Raw genomic sequence first — 23,201 nt, forward strand, 5'->3', positions numbered from 1 at the left:
CGCTACCGTTCCTCGCATGGCAGCCCCACCGACGAGGCCACCCCGCAGGGCCACCCGCGCCGCCCTCGCGCCGCTCGCGGTCGCGATCCTCGCCGCCCTCGTCGTCCTCGGCGCCGCCACCGCCACCCCCTGGCGTGCCCGCGTCCCCGACGTGGTCCTGCCCGCACCCACCGCCAGCGACCCCGTCCGCGACCTGCGGCCCGGCGACCTCGTTCCCGCCGACCGTCCCGAGCCCTCCTACGACCTCATCACCTGGATCGTGGTCGCCCTCTCCGTCGCCGGCGCGATCCTCCTCGTCGCCCTCGTCGTGATGCTCGCCCGCCGCGTCCTGCGCGCCCTCGCCGACCCGGAGGACGACGACGAGCCCGACCCCCTCGCCCCCGGCGCCGCCACGGCCGGCACCCCCACCGAGCTCTCCCTCCCCCAGCTGCAGGACGCCGTCGACGCCGCCCTCGCCCGCGTCGACTCCGCCGCCACGCCCCACGACGCCGTCGTCGCCGCCTGGGTCGCCCTCGAGGACGTCGCCGCCGAGCACGGCACCACCCGCGACCCCGCCCAGACCGCCACCGAGTTCACCGCGCGCCTCCTCACCGTCCAGCGCCACGACGGACGCACCGTCCCCGCGTCCGACGTCGACACGCTGCGCCGCCTGTACCAGCGCGCCCGCTTCACCGACCGGCCCGTCGACGACGCCGCCGTCCACGACGCCCGCACCGCCCTGTCCCGCATCGCCCGCGCCCTCGGCCCCGCCCGCACCGTGCACCCCGGCCCCGCCGCGCACCCCACCCCCACGGACCCCGGCGCATGACCCGCCGCGCCCTGCTCACCGTCGCCCTCCCGGCGCTCGCGGCGATCGGCGTCCTCGCCGCCACGGGCCTGCTCGACCTGCTCCACGCGGCGCTCCTGGTGGTCGTCGCCGTGACCGCGGGCGTGCTGTGGCGGCGGCTCGACGACGGCACCGAGGTGCCGTGGCCCGACCCGCCCGAGAACCGTCGCGAGGGCGCCCGCAACGACGTCAGCGAGCTCGGGTGGGCGACCTTCACCCGCAGCGGCGCGGTCGGGGACCGGGTGCTGCGCCGCGTGCGGGAGCTCGCCGTCGCGCGCCTCGGCGCCGACGGCGTGGACCTCGCCGCCCCCGGCGGGCGGGAGGCCGCCGAGCGGCTCCTCGGGGCCGACGTCGTCGCAGGGGTCACCGCCCGCCGCCAGGTCACCCGCGCCGAGGTGCACCGCTGGCTCGACGCGATCGAGGCGCTCGACGCCCCCGCGCGCTCCGGCGGCCCGGCCCCCGCCCCGCGTACTGCCACCCCGACCCCACCGTCCGCCAGCACTGCAGGAAGGCCCCGCCCATGACCGTCGAGCCACCCGCCACCCGCCCCCTGCCCGTCGCCGAGGTGGCCGCCCTCGGGCGCCGGGTCCTGGACGAGGTCGGCACCGCCGTCGTCGGGATGCGCGACACCCTGGAGCTCGCCCTCGCCACCGTGCTCGCGGGCGGGCACGTGCTCTTCGAGGACGTGCCCGGCCTCGGCAAGACGCTCGCCGCGCGCTCCCTGGCCACCGCCCTCGGCCTCGACTTCGCCCGCCTGCAGTGCACGCCCGACCTGCTGCCCAGCGACATCACGGGCTCGTCGGTGTTCGACCCGTCCTCGCGCGAGTTCGTCTTCCGGCCGGGCCCCGTGTTCACCGGTCTGTTCCTCGCCGACGAGATCAACCGCACCCCGCCCAAGACGCAGTCGGCGCTCCTCGAGGCGATGGCCGAGCGCCAGGTCTCCGTCGACGGCGCCAGCCGGCCCCTGCCGCGGCCGTTCCACGTCATGGCGACCTCCAACCCCGTGGAGTACGAGGGCACCTACCCCCTGCCCGAGGCCCAGCTCGACCGGTTCATGGTGCGGCTCGCCGTCGGCTACCCCGACCGCGAGCAGGAGCGGGACGTGCTGCTGCGGCGGGTCGCCCGCCGCCAGGAGGCCGCGCCCGTGCGCCCCGTCGTCGACGCCGCCACCGTCCTCGCCATGCAGGCCGGCGTCGAGACCACCGCGGTCGACGACGACGTGGCCGGGTACTGCGTCGACCTCGCGGCCGCCACCCGCCGGCACGGCGCGCTCGAGGTCGGGGCGTCCCCGCGCGGCTCCCAGAACCTGCTCCTGCTCGCCCGCGCGGTGGCCGTGCTCGACGGCCGCGACTTCGTGCTGCCCGAGGACGTCAAGCGGGTCGCCGTCCCGGTCCTGGCGCACCGCCTCACCCTCACCCCGACCGCATGGGCGTCCGCGGTCCGCGCCGAGGACGTCGTGTCCGAGCTGCTGTCCTCGGTGCCCGGGCCGGCCACCGTGGGCCGGGAAGGGTGACCGCCGCCGTGTGGCGGCGCAGCCCGCAGGCGGCGGCCGGCGTCGGCGCCGGGGTGCTCGTCCTCGGCCTGGGCCTGCTCGCCGGCCGGGCCGACGTCGCCCTCCTCGGCGTCGCCCCGCTGCTCGGCGCCCTCTGGGCGGGGCGGCCCGGCGCCTGGCGCGCCACCACCCCGCGGCGGAGCACCACCCTGATGGTCGAGCCGGACGGCGGCCCCGCCGCCCCCGGTGAGCTGCGCGCCACCCTCCGCATCGACCCGCCCGACGGCGCAGAGCTCGTGCACGCGCGCGTCTTCGCACCCGGGCACCGTGTCACCGGCGTCGTCGTCGCCGCGACCACCCGCGAGCTCGCCCTCACCCTCAGCACCGTCCGGACCGGGCCCCAGCGCACGTTCCACGTCGACGCGCGCGGCCACGGCGCCGGCGGCACCACCGCCGAGGACCCGGTCGCCGCCACCGCTCCGGACCGGCTCGTGCTGCCCACGGCCATGCCGCTGGGCCGCGTCCCCGTGCCCCGCCGGCTGCGGGGCCTCACCGGTCCGCACACCTCCCGCCGCCTCGGCGACGGGAACGAGCTGCGCGACGTGCACCCGTTCACCCCCGGCGACCGGCTCCGGCGGATCGACTGGCGCACCACCGCCCGACGGTCCCCCGACCTCGAGACGCTGTACGTGCGGCGCACCTACGCCACCGCCGAGGCGACCGCCGTCCTCGTCGTCGACTCCCGCGACGAGGTCGGGCCCGACCTGCGCACCTGGCGTGGCACCGGCCCCCAGCGCGTCGACGAGCCCACGTCCCTCGACCTCGCCCGCCACGCCGCCGCCTCCGTGGCCGCCGCCCTCGTCACCGCCGGCGACCGCGTCGGCGTGGACGACCTCGGCCGCCGACGGCGCCCCCTGCCGCCCGCCGCCGGCCGCCGCCACCTGCGCCGCGTGCTGCACGCCCTCGCGCTCGCCAGCCCCAGCGGCACCCCCGAGCGCCGCCTGCGCGCCCCGCAGGTCCCCGCCGACGCGATCGTGTACCTGTTCAGCACCGTCCTCGACGACGAGCCCGTCGAGCTGCTGCGCGCCTGGCGCGCCACTGGTCACCCCGTCGTCCTCGTCGACACCCTGCCCGACGTCCGCGGCGCCCGGGAGGAGCACATGCGCCTCGCCTGGCGCGTGACGCGTGCCGAGCGCGACGACCGCCTGCGGCGCGCCGCCGCGGAGGGGGTGCCCGTCGTGCGCTGGGCCGGCGAGGCCCGCCACGAGGCCCCGCTCCGGCTCGAGGCCCTGGTCCGCGCCGCCGAGCGGCACCACGCCGGGACGGGCGCCCGATGACCGGCCTGCCCGCCCGCGTCCGCGCCTGGTGGCGGTCCCGCCAGCCCACGGGCCGGCCGCTGCCCGCCGTCGGCGTCGAGACCGGTCGCCGCCTCCCGGGATGGACGCTGCGCGCCGCGTTCCCCGTCGTCGTCCTCGTGCTCGTCCTGGCGGCCGGTGCCCGCACCACCGTCCTCACCGAGCTCTACGCCGTCCTCGCCGTCGTCCTGACGGTCTGGGCCGCCGTGCGCCCCGGGCCCGCGCCGGCCCACGTCGCCCTCGTCGCCGCCGCCCTCCTGCTCCTCGGGTCCGTCCGGGCCCCCTTCGACCCCGCGACGCTGTGGCTCGCGCCCCTCGGGTACGTCGTGACCAGGCTCGGCTGGTGGGCCCACCACCTGTCCGGAGCCGACCAGGTGGAGCTCGCCGCCCTGCGCCGCACCCTGACGCGCGACGGCGTGGTCGTGGGGGTGACGCTCGTCCTCGGCGCCGCCGCCTGGGCGCTCGCCGGGCACCCCGTCGGCTGGCTCGTCGCCCTGGGCGTGGCCGCCCTGGCTGCGCTCGCGTGGACCGTCGTGCGGGCCGACGATGGCCAGGCGCCCTGAGACCGCAGCGCGCAGCACCGACGAGGACGGAGACTCCCCGATGGCCGACAGCCCCCGCTACACCGTTCCCTCCCTCACCCCCGCCCAGGGCGCCAAGGTGGCGGCCATCCTGCAGGAGCGCCTCAACTCGTTGACGGACCTGCACCTCACGCTCAAGCACGTGCACTGGAACGTGGTGGGGCCGCACTTCATCGCCGTGCACGAGATGATCGACCCCCAGGTCGACGCCGTCCGCGCCATGACCGATGCGATCGCCGAGCGGATCGCGACCCTGGGCGTATCCCCCGTCGGCACCCCGGGGGCCCTCGTCGCGGCGCGGACCTGGGACGACTACGGCCTGCGCCGGGCCTCGGCGATCGAGCACCTCGGCGCGCTCGACGAGGTCTACGAGGGCGTCATCACCGCGCACCGAAAAGCGGCGAAGGACACCGAGAAGCTCGACGACGTGACCAACGACCTCCTCATCGGCCACCTGCACGAGCTCGAGCTGTTCCACTGGTTCGTCCGCGCCCACCTCGAGAGCGCCGGCGGCGACCTGTCCACCGAGGGTGCCACCACCGAGAAGGGCGCCGCCCGCAAGGCCGGCGCGGCCGCCGGCACGAGCCGGTCCCGCAAGAAGTAATCCGCACCGGGTAGTCCGCGCCGGGTAGGCCGCGCCGGTTAGGCCGCGCCGGTTAGGCCGCGCCGGGTAGGCCGCGCCGCACCGCGGGCGGACGAGGGGCGTCGTCGGGGCTGCCGCCCGGCGGCGCCCCTCCGGCATGATGTGCCCGTGATCCGCCGCTACCGCCCGTCCGACCGGGCCGCCGTCGCCGAGGTCTGCGTCCGCACCGCCGCGGGCGGCGGCGACGCCCGCGGACTGTACTCCGACGACCTGCTCATGCCCGAGGTCTTCGCCCTGCCGTACGTCGACCACTCGCCCGACCTGGCGTTCGTCGTCGTCCGCCCCGACGACGGGCTCGACGCCGCGAGCACCACCGACCCTGCCGACCCTGCCGACCCTGCCGACGCCGTGCTGCGCGTCGAGGACGGCCGCCTGACGGGCTATGTCATCGGCGTCGCCGACACGCGGGAGTTCGCCTCCTGGTGGGGACGCTCCTGGGGGCCGGCGTTCGCGGCGCGGCACCCGGAGCCGGGCGCGTCGCCCACGGGCCGGGAGCCGGGCTTCCCCGAGGCCGCGCTCCTGGACGCCGGCAGGGACGGCGACCGCATGGTGCGGGGGCTCACCGCCGACGAGCTCGACGCGTACCCGGCGCACCTGCACATCGACCTGCTGCCCGAGAGCCAGGGACAGGGCCTGGGGCGCGCACTGCTGGACACGCTGCGCTCCGCGCTCGCCGCGCGCGGGGTGCCCGGCGTCCACCTCGGCATGGACCCCGCCAACACCCGCGCCCGCGCGTTCTACGACCGGTACGGGTTCCACGAGCTGCCGTCGCACTCCCCCGACGGCCCGCTGCTCGGCATCGCCACCGCCTGACGTCGCCTCCCGAGGGACGACGACTCCGCCCGCCTCCCCGGGCGTCCGTCGGCCTGCCACGGCGCGACCCGCCGGTCCGTGCCTTTGGTCAGTTGCGTGCCTGGGTCGCGTCGGTGACTCAGGGTGCTTGGCACACTATTTATTCTCTGACGAGACTTCTCCGGAAGGCGCGAGGTCCCGGCCGAGGTCGGGCACGCCCGCGTCCACCCAGGCCCGGCGCACCTGCTCGAACCGGGTGGGCAGCGGCGCCCGCACCGCCCCGTACCGCGCGTTCGTCCGGTGCACGAAGCGCCGCCACGACAGCACCAGCCCCTGCCGGGTGATCGGCAGCCCGCTCGAGACGGTGGTGCCGTTGTCGTGCGTGTGGTGCACGGTGAGCAGCAGCGCCCGCGGCACCGACCCCTCCAGCTCGGCGGCGAGCTCCGTCCGCACGACCATCCAGTGCCGCAGGAGGAGAACCACCTCCGGCGGCAGGCGGTGCTCCCGGACGGTGCGGTGCTTGCCGTGCCGCAGCACGACCCTCCCCTCCCCCGGCTCGCGGGCGCCGCCCACCCGCCCGCGCCGACTCGCCGCCGCCGGGTCCGGGCCGAGGTCGAGGTCCTCGGCGCGCACGCGCAGCAGGTCCCCGTACCGCGCGCCCGTCGCCCTCGTGAGGCCCGCGATCACCGCCAGGCGCACCACCTCGGGCTTGCCGCCGGGGCGCAGCGCCTCCACCGACAGCTCCCGCCACACCCACTCGGCCTCGTCCAGCGTCACGGTGGGGCGCGGGTACCGCGCCGCCGCGGTCGTGGTCTCCCCTGCGGGGGCGTCGGCCGAGGTCAGGGTCTCGGGGATCTCCCCCGGGTCGGGCGTCATGGGTCCATCCTGGCGCTTGGCACACTTTTTATCGGGAGGTCATCGGCGTGTCGCGCGACGACGTAGCCTCGTCCGGGTGAGCCGCCCCGACCGCCCCGCCCCCGCGCCGCTCCCCGGGACGCTCGCCGCCCCCGTCGACCACGAGCTGGTCGTCAAGAAGTCCCGGTTCCTCGCGCACCTGGCCCCCGCCCGCACCGTCGAGGAGGCCGACGCCGTCGTCGCTCGCCTGCGCAAGGAGATCTGGGACGCGCGGCACCACTGCGTCGCCCTCGTCGTCGGCACGCACGCCGACCAGCAGCGCTCCTCCGACGACGGGGAGCCCTCCGGCACGGCCGGCGTGCCCATGCTCGAGGTGCTGCGCCGCCGGCAGCTCACGGACGTCGTCGCGGTCGTGACCCGGTACTTCGGCGGGGTGCTGCTCGGCGCGGGCGGGCTGGTGCGGGCCTACTCCGGAGCGGTCGCCGAGGCGCTCGACGTCGCCGCCGCCGACGGGGTCCTGCGCCGCCGGGAGGTGCTCACCGAGGTCACCGTCGACGTGCCGCACGCCGACGCCGGCCGGGTCGACCACCTGCTGCGCGACTGGGCGCAGGCGCACGACGCCGCCCTCGAGGAGCCGACGTACGCCGCCGTCGCCCGCCTCGCGCTGCTCGTGCCGCCGGCCGCGCTCCCCCGCCTGCGCGACGACCTCGCCGCCGCCTCGGCCGGCACGCTCACGCCCGTCGCCGGCGCCGACCGGGTCGTCGATCTCCCCGCCTAGCGTTGTGAGCGGGATTCTGGCCCGTCGACACGGCGTGTCGAGGGCGTGTCTCCCGCTCACAGCATCTCGGCGTCAGGGCTGGACGCCGTCCGCGGTGACGGTGGCGCCGGCGGGCACGGTCGCGGGCTCGCCGGCGTCGGCCAGGGCGGCGTCGCCCTCGGCGCGCACGCCCGCGCCGAACGTCCAGTCGCCCTCGACGGTGAGCGACGACGCGGCGCGCAGCGACGGCGCGCCCGCGGCGAACCGCTCGTCGAACCGGGAGATCGTCTTGTAGGTCGTGGACAGCTTCACCAGGGGCGCGGCGACCTGCGCGACCAGCCGGTAGTCGTCGGTGAGCTCGTAGACGTCCGAGCGCATGAGCAGCAGGTCGCTGGTGGTCTTCACCGGCAGGAACCGCTCGCGACCCACCTCGATCGCCGTCGCGCCCTCGAAGACGGCCACGGCCGCGCCCATCGCGGACTCGATCTGCACGACCTCCGGCGACGACGCGTCCGTGGGGTCCACGGTCTTCTCGTTGCGGATCAGGGGCAGCTCCAGGACGCCGCCGGTGCGGTCGAGCTCGGCGGCCAGCGCCTCGAGGTCGAACCAGAGGTTGTTCGTGTGGAAGTACGGGTGCACGGACGGGTCCAGGGACACGTCGACGTCGTCCGGGTGGGTCTGCGCCGTCTCGCGCTGCACGATGCGCCCGTCGCTCTTGCGGACCACGAGCTGGCCACCCTTGACGTCGGCCGGCGACTTGAGGCACATCTCGGCGGCGTAGGGCGCGCCCGAGGCGGCGAACCACGCGGCGATGGCGCCGTCGGGGGCGGCGCCGAGGTTGTCGGAGTTGGAGACGCTCGCGTAGCGGAAGCCGGCGTCCAGGAGCGCCCGCACGACGCCCGACGCGTGCAGCGCCGGGTACAGGTCGCCGTGCCCCGGCGGGCACCACTCGAGCGTCGGGTCGGCCGGCCACTCGACGGGCTCGAGGTCGTCGACGCGCAGCTTGGGCTCGCGGTTCTGCAGGAAGTCCAGCGGCAGCCCGTCGACGGCGAGGTCGGCGTAGGGGGCGAGCGCGGCGAGCGTGTCGTCCCGGGTGCGGAAGGAGTTCATCAGCACCAGCGGCAGCCGGGCGCCGGTGGCCTCCCGGGCGGCGCGCACCTGGCGGACGATGACGTCGAGGAAGGTGAGCGAGCCGTCGTCCCCCGCGTCGTCGCGCACCGTCAGCAGCGACTTCGCCTTGTCCATGCCCATCGACGTGCCGAGCCCGCCGTTGAGCTTGATGATCGCCGTCCGCGCCAGCGCGGCCTGGGCGTCGGTGTCCGAGACGTCGAGGTCGGCGTGCCGCGGCAGGTCGACCAGAGGGTCGACGTCGGCCTCGCGCACAAGGCCCGTCTCGCCGGACTCGAGGAGCCGGTAGAAGCGGGTGAAGGTCTCGATCGCGGCGGGGGCGACGCCCTCCGCCGACATCTTCTCTCGGGCCAGGGCAAGTCCGCGGTCGCTCATGGGCAGCACCCTAGCCGGGGCCCGGGCGGCGGCGTCCGCGGCGTCCGGCCCCGCCGCGGACCCGTCCCGGTCCTGTCCGGACCCGTCCCGGTTCTACTCGAAGCGGGACGGGTCCCCCGCGCCCACGCGCACGACCTCGGGATACCCCTCGGACCAGTCGACGACGGTCGTGGGCTCGGGCACCACCTCGCCGCCGTCGACGACGGCGTCGACCACGTGGTCGAGCTCCTCCTTGACCTGCCAGCCGTCCGTGAGCGGCTGCTCCTGACCGGGCAGGATGAGCGTCGAGGACAGCAGCGGCTCGCCGAGCTCGCGCAGCAGCGCCTGCACCACCCGCGAGGCGGGGATGCGCACGCCGATCGTCTTCTTCTTGGGGTGCGCCAGACGGCGCGGCACCTCCGCGGTGGCCGGGAGGATGAACGTGTACGGCCCCGGCGTGGCCGCCTTGATGGCGCGGAACGCCGTGTTGTCCAGGCGGACGAGCTGCCCCAGCTGCGCGAAGTCGGCGCACACGAGCGTGAAGTGGTGGCCTGCGTCGAGGTGCCGGATCTGGCGGATCCGCTCGGTGCCGTCGTGCTGGCCCACCCGGCAGCCCAGGGCGTAGCCGGAGTCCGTCGGGTAGGCGATGAGCGCCCCCTCGCCCAGCATCGCGACCACCTGCCCGATCGCCCGGGGCTGCGGGTCGACCGGGTGCACGTCGAAGTAGCGGGCCATGCCCGGCAGGGTATCCCCGGGCTCCGCCTCCTCACCCGACGTGGCGCGGCGCGCCCACGCGCCCCCGACGTCGGGACTCAGGCGCCCAGCGCCCGGCGGAGCTCCGTCTCGCTCGCGTTGCCGCCGGAGCACACGACGCCCACGCGGCGCCCGGCGAACTGCTCCGGATGCGTGAGGACCGCCGCCAGCGCGGCGGCCCCGGCGCCCTCGGCCACGGTGCGCGCGCCGGTGAGGTAGGCGCGCTGGGCGGCGGCGATGGCATCGTCGTCCACGAGGAGGAAGTCCGCGAGCCGCTCGCGCAGCACGGCCTGGGTGAGCGCGAAGCCGCACCCGACGGCGAGGCCCTCGGCGCGCGTCGTGTTCGCGGCCGTGCGCAGCTCGCCGGTGCGCCACGAGTCGTGCGCGGCCGGGGAGGCGGACGCCTGCACCGCGACCACCCTCAGCCCCGGCGCCAGCGCGCCCGCGACGAGGCACGCGGCCGCGGCGCCCGAGCCGCCGCCCACGGGCACCACGAGGACGTCGAGGTCCGGAGCCTGCTCCAGGAGCTCCAGGGTGGCGGTCGCGACGCCGGCCACGAGCACCGGCTCGTTGGCGGCGCCCACGAGGCGGGCGCCGGTCGCCGCGGCGATCCGCCCGGCCTCCTCGCGGGCGTCGTCGAAGGTCTCGCCGTGCAGCACGACGTCGGCGCCGAGGTCGCGCACCGCGCGCTCCTTGAGCGGGTTCGGGTGGTGCGGCATGACGATCGTGCACGCGGTGCCCGTGTGCCGGGCGGCGTACCCGAGGGCCTGCGCGTGGTTGCCCGTGGAGTAGGCGACGATGCCGCGGCGGCGCGCGTCGTCGTCGAACCCGAGCAGCAGGTTGAGGGCGCCGCGCACCTTGAACGCCCCGGTGTGCTGCAGGTTCTCGTGCTTGACGACCAGGTCGGCGCCCGCCGCGCCCGCGTCGGCGACGGCGCGGACGAGCTCCGGGTGCCGGACGGCGGGGGTCCGCACGACGAGCCCGTCGATCCGGCGGGCGGCGGCCAGCACGTCGCGCATCGTCGGGGGCGCCGGCACGTCGGACGGGGCGGGTGTCGGGACCGAGGTCGTCATCACAGCAGGATCGCCCGCGGGCGACTGATAGGTCCAATGCCTGTTCTGACTTGGCGTCATAGACCTCGTCGATGCATGGCCGTAGGCTGGCGGGCGTGTCCGTCGAACCCGCTCCCCCGCCCCACCTCGACCTGACGCGGCTGCGCGTGCTCGCCGCCGTCGCGCGCACCGGGTCGGTGACCGCCGCCGCGCGCGAGCTGCACTACGCCCAGCCGTCGGTGAGCCACCACCTCGCGCGCCTCGAGGCCGAGGTCGGGCTCCCCCTGCTGCAGCGGGCGGGTCGCGGCGTGCGCCTCACCGAGGCGGGCCGGCTCCTCGCGGCGCGGTCCGAGGAGATCCTGGGCCGGGTCGAGGGCGCGCGCCGCGAGCTCGACGCCCTCGCCGGGCTGCGGGCCGGGCGCGCCCGCCTCGCCGCCTTCCCGTCCGCCCTGGCGACGCTCGTGCCCGCCGCGGTGGCCGGGCTCCGGGCCGAGCACCCGGGGCTCGGCGTCGGGCTGGTCGAGGCGGAGCCGCCCGAGGCGGTCGCCGCGCTGCAGGCCGGTGACGTCGACGTCGCCCTCGTCTTCCGGCACACGGACGTGGGCCACGCGCGCCCGGTCATGGACCTCTCGCGGTTCGAGGCCACGGTGGTGCACTCCGAGCCCATCGCGCTGGTCCGCCGGGCGGACGACGTCGGCGCTGTCACGGCCGGTGCCATGACCCCGGGCGCCGACGGCCCGCCCCCGCTCACCGAGCTGCGCGACGCCGCGTGGATCGCCGGCTGCGAGCGCTGCCGGGCCGACCTCGTGGCCCGGTGCGCGACGGCCGGGTTCGCGCCGCGGATCGCGTTCGAGACCGACGACTACGTGGCCGTCCAGGCCCTCGTCGCCTCCGGCGCGGGCGTGAGCCTGCTGCCCTCCCTCGCGCTGCGCGCGCACCGCAACCCCGAGGTCGTGGCGCAGCACCTGCCCGGCGCCACGCGGCAGGTGCTCGCCCTCACGGTGGGCGCCCCGACTCCCGCGGCGCACGCCCTCGTCGAACGGCTGGTCGAGGCGGGCGACGCCGCCCGCGACTAGCGTGGAGGCGTGGCTGCGCAGCCCCTGGCCGGGCTGCCCGCCGGGCTGGGCACAGAGCTCCCTGAGGCACTGCCGCCCGGGCTGCCGACCGGGCTCGCGAACTGGCTCGACGGGTGGTGGGCCACCGCCGACGACGACGTCGCCCGCGAGATCCTGCAGCGAGGCGTCGCGGTGCTGCTGTGCCTGGCGTTCGTGCAGGCGCTGGCGCAGTTCCGGCCGCTGCTCGGCGAGCGGGGTCTGCTCCCGGTGCGGGCGTTCACCGCGCGCGTCCCGTTCCGCGCCGCGCCCTCGCTCTTCCACGCGGGCTACTCCGACCGGCTGCTGGTGGTCGTCGCCGGGCTGGGCGCCGCCGGCGCCGCGGCCCTCGTCGCCGGGCTGCCGCAGACCGGACCGTGGTGGGTCACGACGCTCGTGCTGCTCGCGCTGTGGGCGGCGTACCTGTCGATCGTCTCGGTGGGCCAGCGGTTCTACGCGTTCGGCTGGGAGACCCTGCTGTGCGAGCTGGCGTTCCTCGCCGCCTGGTTCGGTTCCCCCGCCGTGCCCGTGCCGTTCCTGCTCGTGCTCGCCGCGCGCTGGCTGCTGTTCCGCCTCGAGCTGGGTGCGGGGCTCATCAAGTGGCGCGGCGACCCCGCGTGGCGGAACCTCACCGCGCTCGACTTCCACCACGAGACGCAGCCGATGCCCGGCCCGTTCAGCTGGCACGCCCACCACCTGCCGCGCTGGTGGCACCGCACGGAGGTGGTGGGCAACCACGTGACGCAGCTGCTGGTGCCCTGGCTGCTGTGGCTGCCGCAGCCGCTGCCCAGCGTGGCCGGGGGCGTCGTCGTCCTCACCCAGGGCTGGCTGGTGCTGACCGGGAACTTCGCCTGGCTCAACTGGGCGGCGATCGTGCTCGGCGCGGCCATGGTGTCCGACGACGTGTGGCGCGCCCTCCTGGGCGCCCTGCCCGGCGACCTGATCGGACCCGTCGGCGGGACGACCCCGGCCACGCCGCCGCCCGACGTGCCGCTCGGCTACCTGGTCACCGCCTCGCTCGTCGCCCTGCTGCTCGCCACGCTGTCCGTGCGCCCGGCGATCAACCTCGCGTCGCGGCGCCAGAAAATGAACGCGAGCTTCGAGCCGCTGCGCCTCGTCAACGCGTACGGGGCGTTCGGCAGCGTGACGCGGCGCCGCGACGAGGTGATCGTCGAGGGCACGCTCGCCGAGCGGCCCGGCCCCGACGACTGGCGCGAGTACGACTTCCGCGGCAAGCCCGGCGACGTGCACCGGCGCCCGCCCCAGGTCGCCCCGTACCACCTGCGGCTCGACTGGTTGCTCTGGTTCGTGCCGCTCGGCGCCTCCGGCCCCTGGATCCCGCGGCTGTGCCAGCGGCTTCTCGAGGCCGACCCGGCCACCCTGCGGCTGCTGCGGCGCGACCCGTTCGACGGCGAGCGTCCGCACTGGGTGCGGATACGGCTGTTCCGCTACCGGTTCACCACCCGCCACGAGCGGCGCCGCACGGGCGACTGGTGGGTGCGGCACGAGCTCGAGACGATCGTCGGCCCGGTGGACCTCGCCCTCCTGTCACGCCGACGCGGTCCGTGACACTGCGGCCCGGGGCCCGTCCTGTGGCTCGATATCCCCGCGGAGACGACGACGGGTCGGCCGAGAGTTTCTTCGCGGGGACGTATCCCTCCCGAAGTGGAGGGCGCCCTGGCGCCCGTGAACGCGTCCCCGCGAAGACCTCTCGGCCGGCCCGGCCCCCAGCCACGGAGCCAGGACTACACCAGCGAGTCCTGCCAGGCCGCGTTGAGGGCCGCGTAGTGCCCGTCCCCCGCCGCCAGCTCGTCGGGCGTGCCGTCCTCGATCACGCGCCCGTGCTCCATGACGAGCACCCGGTCGGCGATCGCGACGGTCGACAGGCGGTGGGCGATGATGATCGCCGTCCGGTCGGCCAGCAGCGTCTGCAGGCCGTGCTGCACCAGCCGCTCGCCGGGGATGTCCAGCGACGACGTCGCCTCGTCGAGCACGAGCACCGCCGGGTCCGCGAGGAACGCCCGCGCGAACGACAGCAGCTGCCGCTGCCCGGCCGAGACGCGGCCGCCGCGCTTGTTGACGTCGGTGTCGTAGCCGTCGGGCATGTCCATGATGAACTCGTGCGCCCCGACCGCCCGGGCGGCCGCCTCGATGTCCTCCTGAGAGGCCCCGGGGCGGCCGAGCGCGATGTTTTCCCGCACGGACCCGCTGAACAGGTACGCCTCCTGCGTCACCATCACGACGGCGCGCCGCAGGTCGGTGGTCGACAGGTCGCGCACGTCGACGCCGTCGAGCTGCACGCGCCCCTCGCTCGCGTCGTAGAACCGGGTCACGAGCTTGGCCAGCGTGGACTTGCCGGCTCCCGTCGTGCCGACCAGCGCGACCGTCTGCCCCGCCGGGAGCGTGAGGTCGAGGTCGGGCAGCACGACCGGGCCGTCGCCGTACCGGAAGGTGACGTGGTCCAGCCGCAGGGCGCCGCGCGCGTGCGGCAGCGCCACGGGACGGCGCGGCTCGACGACGGTCGGCTCCTCGGCCAGCAGGCCGGACACCTTCTCCAGCGCCGCCGTGGCGGACTGGAAGGAGTTGTAGAAGTTGCCGAGCTGCTGGATCGGCTGGAAGAACCGCTTCACGTACAGCAGGGACGCCACCAGCACGCCGACGTCCAGCCCACCGGAGTAGACCCGCCAGCCGCCGATCGCGAGCGCGACCGCGACCGCGACGTTGCCGATGAGCACCAGCCCCGGCTGGTAGCGGCCGTTGAGCCCCATGGTGTTGAGGTTGGCGTCCCGGTACTGCTCGCTGAGCGCGCCGTACTCCGCCTCGGTGGTCGACTCCCGGCGGAACGCCTGGACGGCGCGCATCCCGGTCATCGTCTCGACGAACTTCACGATGAGCCGCGCGGAGGTGGTGCGCTGCTCGCGGTAGAACACCTGCGAGTGCTTCTGGAACCACCGGGTGAGCAGCCATGCGGGGACGAGGGCGACGGCGAGCACCAGGCCGGACCGCCAGTCGAGCAGGAACAGGCTCAGCCCGGTGAAGATCATCAGCATGAGCGAGGACACGACGCCGGTGAGCCCGCCGTCGAGCAGCTCGCGCAGCGCCTCGAGGTCGGACGTCTGCCGGCTGATGATGCGGCCGGACGTGTACGACTCGTGGAACTCCAGGCTGAGCAGCTGGGTGTGCCGGAAGACCCGGCGGCGCAGGTCCAGCAGCACGCCCTGCGCGATCTTCGCGGCCTGCCGCACGTAGGCGCCCGCGCACAGCCCGCCGACGACCGCGGCGACCAGGTAGGCGGAGCCGACCAGCACGAGGGTGCCGACGTCGCCGTCCATGAGGTCGGGCACGGCGGAGTCGATGGCGAGGGACACGAGCCACGGGCCGGCCACCTGGCCGAGCGTCGAGACCACGACCAGGAGGCCCGCGAGGGCGAGGGCGCCGCGGCGCGGCCGCAGCAGCTCGCCCAGCAGGCGCAGCGACCGGGACCTGACGTCCCGGGAGGCCGCGGCGTCGAGCCGGGTGGCGTCGTCCGCGGTCGCGTCGGTGGGGCGACGGCGGTCGTCCGGACCGGACGTCGCGGGCTGGGACGGTTCCGGCGTGCTGGGGCGGCTCACGGCTGGACCTCCTTCTCGTCGTGCCCGGTCCGGGCCTGCTCGGACTGTGCCTGCTCGGACCCGGCCTGTTCGGTCGGGTCCGGGTCGGCGTCGTCTTGCTCAGCCCGAGCGCGGTCGGGCTCGTCCCGGCCTGAGTGCTCGGCGCTCTCCTCCCAGTCCTGCTCCAGGCTGGAGATGACGTGCCGGTAGTGGGCGTCGCTGGCGAGCAGGTCGCGGTGCGTGCCGACGGCCGTGATCCGGCCGTCCCGCAGCACGGCGACGCGGTCCGCGAGCGCCACGGTGGACGGCCGGTGCGCGATGACGAGGCTCGTCGTCCCGTCCAGCACGGTCCGGAGCCGGGTGGTGACGGCCTCCTCGGTCGCGACGTCGAGCGCGGACAGCGGGTCGTCGAGGACGAGCACCGCGGGCCGCGCCGCGATGGCGCGCGCGAGGGCGAGGCGCTGGCGCTGGCCGCCGGACAGGGACAGGCCCTCCTCGCCGATCCGCGTCTCGACGCCTTGCGGCAGGTTCGCGACGAAGCCGGCCTGTGCCACCTCGAGCGCCTCGTGCAGCCGGCGCTCCCGCTCGGCCTCGGGGACGGCGTCGGGCCCGGCCTCCGGGACGCCGAGGAGCACGTTGTCGCGCACGGACGCGGAGAACAGGGTCGGGTCCTCGAAGGCGACCGCGACCGCGCGCCGCACGTCGTGTCGCCGCATGCGGCGCACGTCCACGCCGTCGAGCAGCACCTCGCCGCCCGTGACGTCGAAGATGCGGGGCACCACCATCGCCAGGGTGGACTTGCCCGACCCGGTGAGTCCGACGAGCGCCGTCGTGGTGCCGACGGGCAGCTCGAGGTCGACGTGGGCGAGGACCGGGCGTGCGGCGTCCTCGTAGCGGAAGGTGACGTCGCGGAGCTCCACGTGGCCGCGCGCGGGGCCGGTCTCCACAGGGTCCGCGGGGTCGGCCAGGGGGTTCGGGGTCTCCATCACCTCGAAGAAGCGGTCGACGGCGGTGCGGGCGTTGAGCGTCATCGACAGGGTCATCCCGAGGTCGACCACGGGGCCGTTGATCACGGCGGTCGTGAGGAAGAACGCCACGAGGCTGCCGACGGTGATCTGCCCCTGGGCGGCGAGCACGGTGCCGAGCACCAGGCAGACGGCCAGCGTGACCTCGGGGATGAGCTGCAGCGACGTGGTGACCGTGGCCTGGTTGCCCGCCTTGCGGATCTCCGTGCGCCGGAGCTCCTCCGCCTGGTCGGTGAACGAGTCGAGCGCGTCGCGACCGCGGCCGAACGCCTTGAGGACGCGGATGCCGTGCACCGACTCCTCGACGGTGGTGGCGAGGTCGCCCGACTGGTCCTGCGACAGGCGCGCGATGACGCGGTAGCGCCGCGAGAAGCGGAACGCGATGACCGTGACCGGGATCGCGCCCGCGAGGTAGACGAGGCCGAGCCAGCCGGCGGTGGCCAGCAGGATGCCCACGCCGACCACGATCGTCACGATGCTGACGACGAGCTGCAGGAGGCCGAAGACCAGCCAGCGCCGCAGCAGGCCGAGGTCGCCCATGATCCGGCTCAGCAGCTGGCCGCCGGGCCACCGGTCGTGGAACGCGACGGGCAGGTCCTGCAGGTGGCGGAACAGCGCCATCCGCAGCTCGGCCTCGACCCGCGTGCCGGGGTACATGACGAGGTTGCGGCGCAGCAGGACGAACCCGGCCTCCGCGACCCCCAGGACGAGGACGAGGAGGACGGGCACGACCAGGGCGCCGAGGTCGTGGGCGGCGGCACCCTCCGCGAGGGGGCCCTCGACGAGGGTCTGGAGCACGCGCGGGATCGCCAGCGCGGCGAGGCTCGCGCCGAGAGCCGAGAAGAGGCCGCCGACCATGCGCGGCAACGCGGGCCTGACGTAGGGGTACAGCCGGCGGATCGACGCGAGGGTCGAGAGCTCGGAGCCCGCGGGGGCGACGGGGTCCGCCGGGGCGACGGGGTCCGCCGGGGCGACGGGGTCCGCCGGGGCGCGATGGCCGGGTGCGCCGGGCGGCCCCGACGGCCCGCCCGGCGGCGTGCCGGGCGCGACGGACGAGCGCGGGGCGGAGGAGGCGGAGCTCCTCCTCGGACTGTGGGAGGGATCGGCGCCTGCGGCGCCTCGGCTGCTGCTGCGCGGAGCGCGCGTTGTGTCGGGCATCACCACCATTCTGACACCCGCCACCGACACGCTTGCCCCGGTCACCGCCTTTTGGCAAGCGTTTGCCCGACCTGGGGCGAAGGCGCGGTGAAGGCATGGCGCCGGCCTGACCCGGGTGCTCCGGCAGGGCCGGGCTCAGGCCACCGCGCCCGGGCTCACCCCGCCACGGCCCCCTCGAGCGCGACCGCGCGGGGCCGGGCGGCCTGGTCGAAGAACGCGAGCTCGTGCTCGCACGCCCCCTGGAAGGCCGCGCCCATCCGCACCCGGGTGGCCGGCCCCGCGGCGCCGGCGACGCGGCGCAGGACGGCGACGGCCTGGCGGGTCGCCGCGGCGAACTCGTCGTCGGCGTACGTGCCGAGCCAGGCGGCGTACGGGTGTCCGGGGTGGTTGCGGGCCGCGAGCCGCTCGCCCACGTCCTGGTAGATCCAGTAGCACGGCAGGACCGCGGCCACGAGGGTCGCGTAGTCGTCCCCGGCGGCGCGCAGGTGGTCGAGGTACGCGGCCGTCGTCGGGCTGGTCGGCACGTCGGTCGGCTCCCCGCCGAGCCACGTCGTGTGCAGGTCGAGCTCGGTGACCAGGGCGCCGTGCGCGCCGCCGGCCCAGAAGGCCTGCTCGGCGCGCGTGGGCGCGAGCTGGCTGGCCCGGGCCAGCGCGCGCGAGTACTCGCGCAGGTAGATCGCGTCCTGCTCGAGGTAGTCGCGGAACCGGTCCGTACCGAGCGTCCCGTCGCCAAGGGCCCGCACGAACGACAGCTCGTCGATCGCGGCCCGCACCCCGGCGGCGGCGGCCCACCACCCGTCGACGGCGTCGCGGCCGGCCCCGGCGGCGGCCTCGTCCCGCCCGGCCGGGGGCTCCGGATCGACGGCGCCCGCCGGGGTGCTCCCCGCGAGATGGTCGACCGGCCCGTGCCCCCCGCCGACGCGCAGCGCCTCCCCCGCCCGGATCGCCGCCGCCAGCCACGCCTTCGTGCCGCGCAGCGCCTCGGCCCAGTCCCCCGTGCGGGCGTACCGGGCGGCCAGCCCGCTCGACAGGGAGCAGCCGGTGCCGTGCGTCGCCGTGGTGCGGACCCGCTCGCCGGCGAGCTCCAGCAGCGTGCCGTCCGGGCCGACGAGGGCGTCGGGCGCGCCGGGGTCGCCCTCCTCGGCATCGTCGCCCGTCAGGTGCCCGCCCTTGGCCACGACCAGCACGTCGTGCCGGGCGGCGAGCCGGCGCGCCTGGTCGAGCGCGGCGGGCCAGTCGGGCGCGGGGGGCTCGCCGGCCAGGACCGCGAGCTCGGGCAGGTTGGGCGTGACGACGTCGACCCGCGCGAGCAGGTCCCGCACGGCGCGCTCCGCCGTCGGGTCCAGCAGGCGGTCGCCGCTGGTGGCCAACATGACCGGGTCGAGCACGACGGCCGGGCGGGCCCCGTTCGCGCCGTCCGGAACCGGCCCGCCGTCCGGCAGGCCGTCGAGCCACGCGCCGACGGCCCGCGCGACGGGCGCCGACGCGAGCATCCCGATCTTGACGGCGTCGATGGCGATGTCGTCCGCGAGCGCGTCGAGCTGGGCCGTGAGGAACTCCGCGGGCGGCACGTGCACCCCCCGCACGCCGCGCGTGTTCTGGGCCGTGAGGGCAGTGAGCGCGGCCATGCCGTACCCGCCGGCCGCGGCGATCGCCTTGAGGTCCGCTTGGATCCCGGCGCCGCCCGACGGGTCGGAGCCGGCGATCGCCAGGACCCGGGGCCTGCTGGGCGCGGGGGTTGGTGCGGTGGTCGCGGGAGCGGTGGTGCCCCGGAGGGCGGAGCTGTCGTGATGCGCGCGCACGCTCATGTCGACATCCCTTCGTCAGTGCTAGCTGAATCAGGTTCGACGGGTGTGATCTCAGCGTCTCGTCGCCGGCCGGGGCCGACGGCGGGAGGCACCCCGTGTCGTTCGGCGCCACCGTAGCCCACCGGCCGCAGCGGTCGGCGGCGGGTCCTCCCAGGCGTGTCGCCCGGCGGGATAGGGTGCCGGGGTGCCCGTGGTCGTCCGTCGTGTGCGCGAGCTCCTCGTCGCCGGCACGACGCTCAGCATCGCGGCCGCCGCCCACCTCCTGGGCGGCGGCGCGCTGCCCGGTGCACCCCTCGCGTGGCTGGTCGTGCTGGCGCTCTCGGCGCCCGTCGCCGTCTGGACCGCCCGCCGTCGCCTGACGCTGCGCCGCCTGCTGCCCGCCATGGTCGCGCTGCAGCTCGTGCAGCACTCCGCCCTGTCGGTGCTCGGCGCCGCCCGCGCCGACGACGACCCCTGGGGCACCGGGAGCACGGTGGGCGCGGGCGGAGCCGTCCCGGCCCTCGCGGGCCACGCCGGGCACGACCTCGGGCCCGGCTCGCTGGTCCCCGCGACCGGGACCGCCGTGCACCTGGAGCACGCCGCCGACGGCGGCACCACGACGTGGATGCTCGCCGCGCACGCCGTCGCCGTCCTCCTGACCGCGCTGCTGCTCGCCGCGGGCGACCGGGCCGCCGCGAACGTCGCCTCGCACCTGGCGCACGTGGCGCTGCTGGTGCGGGGGCCGGCCTCGCTGCCCGTGGCCCGCCGCGGGCCCGTCGTCGCGGGACCGGTCTGGCGTCCGCTGCCGTGGCACGCGCGCCGCCGTCCGGCGCCGCGCGGGCCCCCGGTGCGGCGCGGCGCCCTCGCGCGCGCCGCCTGAGCCCTGCCCTGGTCCGAGGTCGGACGGGGCGGGCCCTCGCCGTCCCACGAACCCTCGAACCACCGGAGCAGACAGCCATGCCTACGACCACCCCTGCCCGCACGCGCCGCACCCGTCGGCTCGCCGGAGCGGCCGCCCTCGCCGTCCCCGCCCTCCTGCTGGGCGCCGGAGCCGCGTCCGCGCACGTGACGGTGACACCGGACTCCGCCGAGTCCGGCGCGTACGCCACCCTCACCTTCAAGGTCCCCAACGAGTCGCCCGAGGCGTCGACCACGGCCGTGAAGGTGACGCTGCCGAGCGACACCCCGTTCACCAGCGTGTCCGTGGAGCCCGTCCCCGGGTGGAGCGCGAAGGTGACGCGGGCCGAGCTGCCCGAGCCGGTCGACGTCCAGGGCACCACCCTCACGGAGGCGCCCGCGAGCGTCGAGTGGACCGCCGACGACCCCGACGCCGGCATCGCGCCCGGCGAGTTCCTTCGCTTCTCCGTCTCGGCGGGCGCCGTGCCCGACGGCGTCGACGCGATCACGCTGCCGACGACGCAGACCTACTCCGACGGCGAGGTCGTCGAGTGGGACCAGGAGGCCACCGGCGACGCCGAGCCCGAGCACCCGGCCCCCGTGCTGCAGGTCGTGCCGGCGACCGGTGACGACGCGCACGGCAGTGCGGCAGGGGCCTCGGCCGAGACCGGGTCCGACGCCTCGGCGCAGGCCGATGACGGGTCCGGCGACACCCTGCCCCTCGCGCTCGCTGCGGCGGGCCTGGGGCTGGGTCTCGTGGGCGCCGTGACCGGCGTCGCCGCCCTGGCCCGCACCCGCGCCCGGACGGAGCAGCGATGACCCGCGGCCGTCCCCGCACGACCCGCCGCGCGCTCCTCGCCGGCGCGGGCGCGCTCGGCCTCGCCCTCGCGGGCGCCGTCGGGCTCGCCGGGCCCGCGAGCGCGCACAACGTCGTCGTCGGCACCACGCCGACGTCGGGCTCGACCGTGACCGAGGCGCCCGAGTCCGTCGAGATCACGTTCGACGAGGCGGTGCTCAACCTGGCCGCCGACGGGTCGAGCACCGTCATCTCGGTGACCGACGCCGACGGCACCGAGCACGCGAGCGGGTGCCCCACCACGCAGGACCGCACCGCGTCCGTGCCGGTGACGCTCGGCCCGGCGGGCGAGTACACCGTCGACTGGCGCATCGTGTCCGCCGACGGCCACCCGACCAGCGGGCAGTTCGCGTTCACCTACGACCCGCCCGCCGGTGCGGCGGCGGCCACCCCGGCCGCCGAGGCGACGCCCTGCGGCTCCCCGGCGGCCGGCTCCGACGCCCAGGCCGCCAGCACCGGCACCGCGGACGACGACGGCTCCTCCGAGCTGGTCGTCGTGCTCGGCATCGCCGGGGGCGTCGTCGTGCTGGCCGGTGCGGCCGTCCTCGTGGCGCTCCGGGTCGCCCGGCGCCGCGACTGACGCACCGAAGACCTGTCAGGGCCAGCGCGACGTATGTCGAGCGCTGGCCCTGACAGGTCCGGGGCCGCACCCGCTCCGCGCCGGGGCGTCCCCGCACCCGCCGTGCTCCGCCTACGATGCCGACCATGGATGCGGGGCAGATCGTCGGGATCGTGACGGGCCTGGTCGTGGTGGTCGTGCTGGTCACGGCGGTGGCGGTCTGGGCAGCACGGCGCAGGAGCGCCGCCCGGGCACGCGCGGCGGAGCTCGAGGCCGAGCTGCAGCGGCTCGGCATCGAGGCCGGCTCCGCGCTGGTGCGCACCGACGAGCGGGCCCGCCTGGCGGAGGACGAGCTGTCCTTCGCGGTGGCCGAGCTCGGCGAGCGCGACACCCGCGAGCTCGCGCCGACCCTGCGGCGGGCGCGCGAGCGGCTGGCGGAGGCGTTCCACCTCAACCAGCGGCTGCACGACGAGGTCCCGGACACCGACACCGAGCGGCGCGAGTGGTCGGCGCGGATCGTGGACCTGTGCCGGTCCGCCGGCGGCTCCCTGGACGACCTCGACCGCGGCCTCGCGGGGCTGCGGCAGACCGTCCGCGGCACGCCGGACGTCGTGGCCCGGGTGGACGGCGAGCTGGCCCGGGTGCGCGACGCCGTCCCCGCGGCGCGGGCCGACCTCGAGCGGTTGCGCGGCCAGTACGCGGAGCGCGCTCTCCTGCCGGTCGCGGACAACCCCGACCAGGCGGAGCGGCTCCTCGAGTTCGCCGGCCGCAGCACCGCGGCGGCGCGCAAGCGGCTCGCGACGCAGCAGGTGGCGGAGGCGGGCGCCGCGGCCCGCGCGGCGGAGGAGGCGGTGCGCCGCGCGGAGGGCCTGCTGCGCGCCGTCGACGACTACGAGGCCGAGGCGTTGCGCGCCGAGGCCGCGCTGGGCGCGATCGTCGCCGAGTCGCGCGCCGAGCTCGCCCAGGCCCGCGCGCTGCCGGCCGCGGTGCGCGCGGGCCGGATCGACGGCGCCGTCGACGCCCTCGAGGGCGCGCTCGCGTCGCTGCCCGCCCCGGGCGAGCCCGGCGACCCGCTCGACGCGCTGACGCGAGTGCGCGAGGCCAACACCGCGCTCGACGACGCCGTGGCGGAGCGCGCGGAACGCGACGATCGCGCCCGCAAGGCCGCGGCGCGCCTCGGCCCGGCGCTCGACGACGCCGAGCGGCAGCTCACCGCCGCGCGCTCCGTCGTGGACGACTACCGCGCCCCCGTCGGCCCCGACGCCCGCACCCGCCTCGCGGAGGCCGAGCGCGAGGTGGCGCAGGCGCGCACGACCGACGACCCGGAGCGCGCGTTCGCCGCGGCCCGACGCGGGGCGGCCCTCGCGGCGGAGGCCGCGACCCTGGCGCACCGCGACATCGCCCGCGCCGGCAGCGGCCAGCGGTGGGACGGCGGCTACAACGGCGGGCACGACCGCGGGTACGGCGGCTGGGAGGGCGGGCGCCGAGGGGGCGGACGCAGCGGCTCGGACGTCTTCGGCGCCGTCCTGGGCGGGATGGTGCTGGGCGGGATCCTCGACGACATCGGGGACATCGGCGACATGTTCGACTGACCGCGGGGTCACGAGGGATCACGAGGGATCACGAGGGATCACGACGGGTCAGGCGGGA

General features: G+C 76.7%; 21 protein-coding genes and 1 riboswitch. Of the genes, 14 read left to right on the forward strand and 7 right to left on the reverse strand.

The annotated features are described in order from the left end of the window. Nucleotides 1-16: 16 nt before the first annotated feature. The 7 genes from ACWF41_RS17240 (at nt 17) to ACWF41_RS17270 (ending at nt 5,710) form a co-directional block, all read left to right on the forward strand. Entirely contained in the window at nt 17-808 is a 792-nt protein-coding gene (locus ACWF41_RS17240; protein WP_380316346.1) for a DUF4129 domain-containing protein, read from the forward strand. Then, nucleotides 805-1,350 (forward strand): hypothetical protein, encoded by a 546-nt coding sequence (locus ACWF41_RS17245; RefSeq protein ID WP_380316344.1) that lies wholly within the window; start codon nt 805-807, stop codon nt 1,348-1,350. The genes ACWF41_RS17240 and ACWF41_RS17245 overlap by 4 nt, the downstream gene beginning before the upstream one ends. Further along, entirely contained in the window at nt 1,347-2,339 is a 993-nt protein-coding gene (locus tag ACWF41_RS17250; RefSeq protein WP_380316341.1) for an AAA family ATPase, read from the forward strand. The genes ACWF41_RS17245 and ACWF41_RS17250 overlap by 4 nt, the downstream gene beginning before the upstream one ends. After that, complete coding sequence (locus tag ACWF41_RS17255) at nt 2,336-3,655, forward strand: DUF58 domain-containing protein (RefSeq protein ID WP_380316339.1); 1,320 nt, start codon at nt 2,336-2,338, stop codon at nt 3,653-3,655. The genes ACWF41_RS17250 and ACWF41_RS17255 overlap by 4 nt, the downstream gene beginning before the upstream one ends. Next, entirely contained in the window at nt 3,652-4,236 is a 585-nt protein-coding gene (locus ACWF41_RS17260; protein WP_380316336.1) for a hypothetical protein, read from the forward strand. Before ACWF41_RS17255 ends, ACWF41_RS17260 begins: the two co-directional genes overlap by 4 nt. A 40-nt stretch (nt 4,237-4,276) precedes the next feature. Beyond that, nucleotides 4,277-4,858, forward strand: coding sequence for a Dps family protein (locus ACWF41_RS17265; RefSeq protein ID WP_380316333.1), 582 nt, complete (start codon nt 4,277-4,279; stop codon nt 4,856-4,858). Between the two features lie 147 nt (nt 4,859-5,005). Next, entirely contained in the window at nt 5,006-5,710 is a 705-nt protein-coding gene (locus tag ACWF41_RS17270) for a GNAT family N-acetyltransferase (protein ID WP_380316330.1), read from the forward strand. 135 nt (nt 5,711-5,845) lie between these two features. On the opposite strand, the gene ACWF41_RS17275 is transcribed toward ACWF41_RS17270, so the two are convergent. Continuing rightward, nucleotides 5,846-6,565: a hypothetical protein gene (locus tag ACWF41_RS17275; protein ID WP_380316327.1), complete on the reverse strand. Its 720-nt coding sequence runs from the start codon at nt 6,563-6,565 to the stop codon at nt 5,846-5,848. A gap of 76 nt (nt 6,566-6,641) precedes the next feature. On the opposite strand from ACWF41_RS17275, the gene ACWF41_RS17280 reads away from it, so the two are divergent. Continuing rightward, the gene (locus ACWF41_RS17280; protein ID WP_380316324.1) at nt 6,642-7,322 is read left to right on the forward strand and encodes an IMPACT family protein; all 681 of its coding nucleotides are present in this window, start codon (nt 6,642-6,644) and stop codon (nt 7,320-7,322) included. A 72-nt stretch (nt 7,323-7,394) separates the two neighbouring features. Here the strand turns inward: ACWF41_RS17280 and ACWF41_RS17285 are convergent, their stop codons facing one another. The 3 genes from ACWF41_RS17285 to ACWF41_RS17295 form a co-directional block, all read right to left on the reverse strand. Further along, nucleotides 7,395-8,804, reverse strand: a complete 1,410-nt coding sequence (locus tag ACWF41_RS17285; RefSeq protein ID WP_380316321.1) for a UTP--glucose-1-phosphate uridylyltransferase — start codon at nt 8,802-8,804, stop codon at nt 7,395-7,397. Nucleotides 8,805-8,897: 93 nt separating this feature from the next. After that, the gene (locus ACWF41_RS17290; RefSeq protein ID WP_380316318.1) at nt 8,898-9,518 is read right to left on the reverse strand and encodes an L-threonylcarbamoyladenylate synthase; all 621 of its coding nucleotides are present in this window, start codon (nt 9,516-9,518) and stop codon (nt 8,898-8,900) included. A gap of 77 nt (nt 9,519-9,595) precedes the next feature. Then, a complete protein-coding gene (locus ACWF41_RS17295; protein ID WP_380316315.1) occupies nt 9,596-10,609 on the reverse strand; it encodes a threonine ammonia-lyase in 1,014 nt (337 codons plus the stop codon). A gap of 95 nt (nt 10,610-10,704) precedes the next feature. Between ACWF41_RS17295 and ACWF41_RS17300 the strand changes: the two genes are divergently transcribed. Next, the gene (locus tag ACWF41_RS17300; RefSeq protein WP_380316312.1) at nt 10,705-11,664 is read left to right on the forward strand and encodes a LysR family transcriptional regulator; all 960 of its coding nucleotides are present in this window, start codon (nt 10,705-10,707) and stop codon (nt 11,662-11,664) included. Between the two features lie 81 nt (nt 11,665-11,745). Beyond that, nucleotides 11,746-13,248 carry a lipase maturation factor family protein gene (locus tag ACWF41_RS17305; protein WP_380316376.1) on the forward strand — a complete coding sequence of 501 codons (1,503 nt, stop codon included), beginning with the start codon at nt 11,746-11,748 and terminating at the stop codon, nt 13,246-13,248. Nucleotides 13,249-13,424: 176 nt separating this feature from the next. Here ACWF41_RS17305 and ACWF41_RS17310 read toward each other — a convergent pair whose 3' ends face one another. The 3 genes from ACWF41_RS17310 to ACWF41_RS17320 all read right to left on the reverse strand — a co-directional run bounded on the left by ACWF41_RS17310 (nt 13,425) and on the right by ACWF41_RS17320 (nt 19,260). After that, nucleotides 13,425-15,290 (reverse strand): ABC transporter ATP-binding protein, encoded by a 1,866-nt coding sequence (locus ACWF41_RS17310; RefSeq protein ID WP_380316309.1) that lies wholly within the window; start codon nt 15,288-15,290, stop codon nt 13,425-13,427. Next, nucleotides 15,287-17,152, reverse strand: a complete 1,866-nt coding sequence (locus ACWF41_RS17315; RefSeq protein ID WP_380316373.1) for an ABC transporter ATP-binding protein — start codon at nt 17,150-17,152, stop codon at nt 15,287-15,289. Before ACWF41_RS17315 ends, ACWF41_RS17310 begins: the two co-directional genes overlap by 4 nt. 455 nt (nt 17,153-17,607) lie before the next feature. After that, the gene (locus tag ACWF41_RS17320; protein ID WP_380316306.1) at nt 17,608-19,260 is read right to left on the reverse strand and encodes a bifunctional hydroxymethylpyrimidine kinase/phosphomethylpyrimidine kinase; all 1,653 of its coding nucleotides are present in this window, start codon (nt 19,258-19,260) and stop codon (nt 17,608-17,610) included. After that, nucleotides 19,251-19,366, reverse strand: a riboswitch (TPP riboswitch). (Overlaps the previous gene by 10 nt.) A gap of 78 nt (nt 19,367-19,444) precedes the next feature. On the opposite strand from ACWF41_RS17320, the gene ACWF41_RS17325 reads away from it, so the two are divergent. The 4 genes from ACWF41_RS17325 (at nt 19,445) to ACWF41_RS17340 (ending at nt 23,143) form a co-directional block, all read left to right on the forward strand. Beyond that, nucleotides 19,445-20,119, forward strand: a complete 675-nt coding sequence (locus ACWF41_RS17325; RefSeq protein ID WP_380316303.1) for a hypothetical protein — start codon at nt 19,445-19,447, stop codon at nt 20,117-20,119. Nucleotides 20,120-20,196: 77 nt separating this feature from the next. Further along, complete coding sequence (locus tag ACWF41_RS17330) at nt 20,197-20,955, forward strand: YcnI family copper-binding membrane protein (RefSeq protein ID WP_380316300.1); 759 nt, start codon at nt 20,197-20,199, stop codon at nt 20,953-20,955. Continuing rightward, the gene (locus ACWF41_RS17335; protein WP_380316297.1) at nt 20,952-21,572 is read left to right on the forward strand and encodes a copper resistance CopC family protein; all 621 of its coding nucleotides are present in this window, start codon (nt 20,952-20,954) and stop codon (nt 21,570-21,572) included. Before ACWF41_RS17330 ends, ACWF41_RS17335 begins: the two co-directional genes overlap by 4 nt. A gap of 125 nt (nt 21,573-21,697) precedes the next feature. After that, nucleotides 21,698-23,143 (forward strand): hypothetical protein, encoded by a 1,446-nt coding sequence (locus tag ACWF41_RS17340; protein WP_380316294.1) that lies wholly within the window; start codon nt 21,698-21,700, stop codon nt 23,141-23,143. Nucleotides 23,144-23,201: the final 58 nt, after the last annotated feature.

This window comes from Isoptericola sp. NPDC055063 (assembly GCF_053608125.1).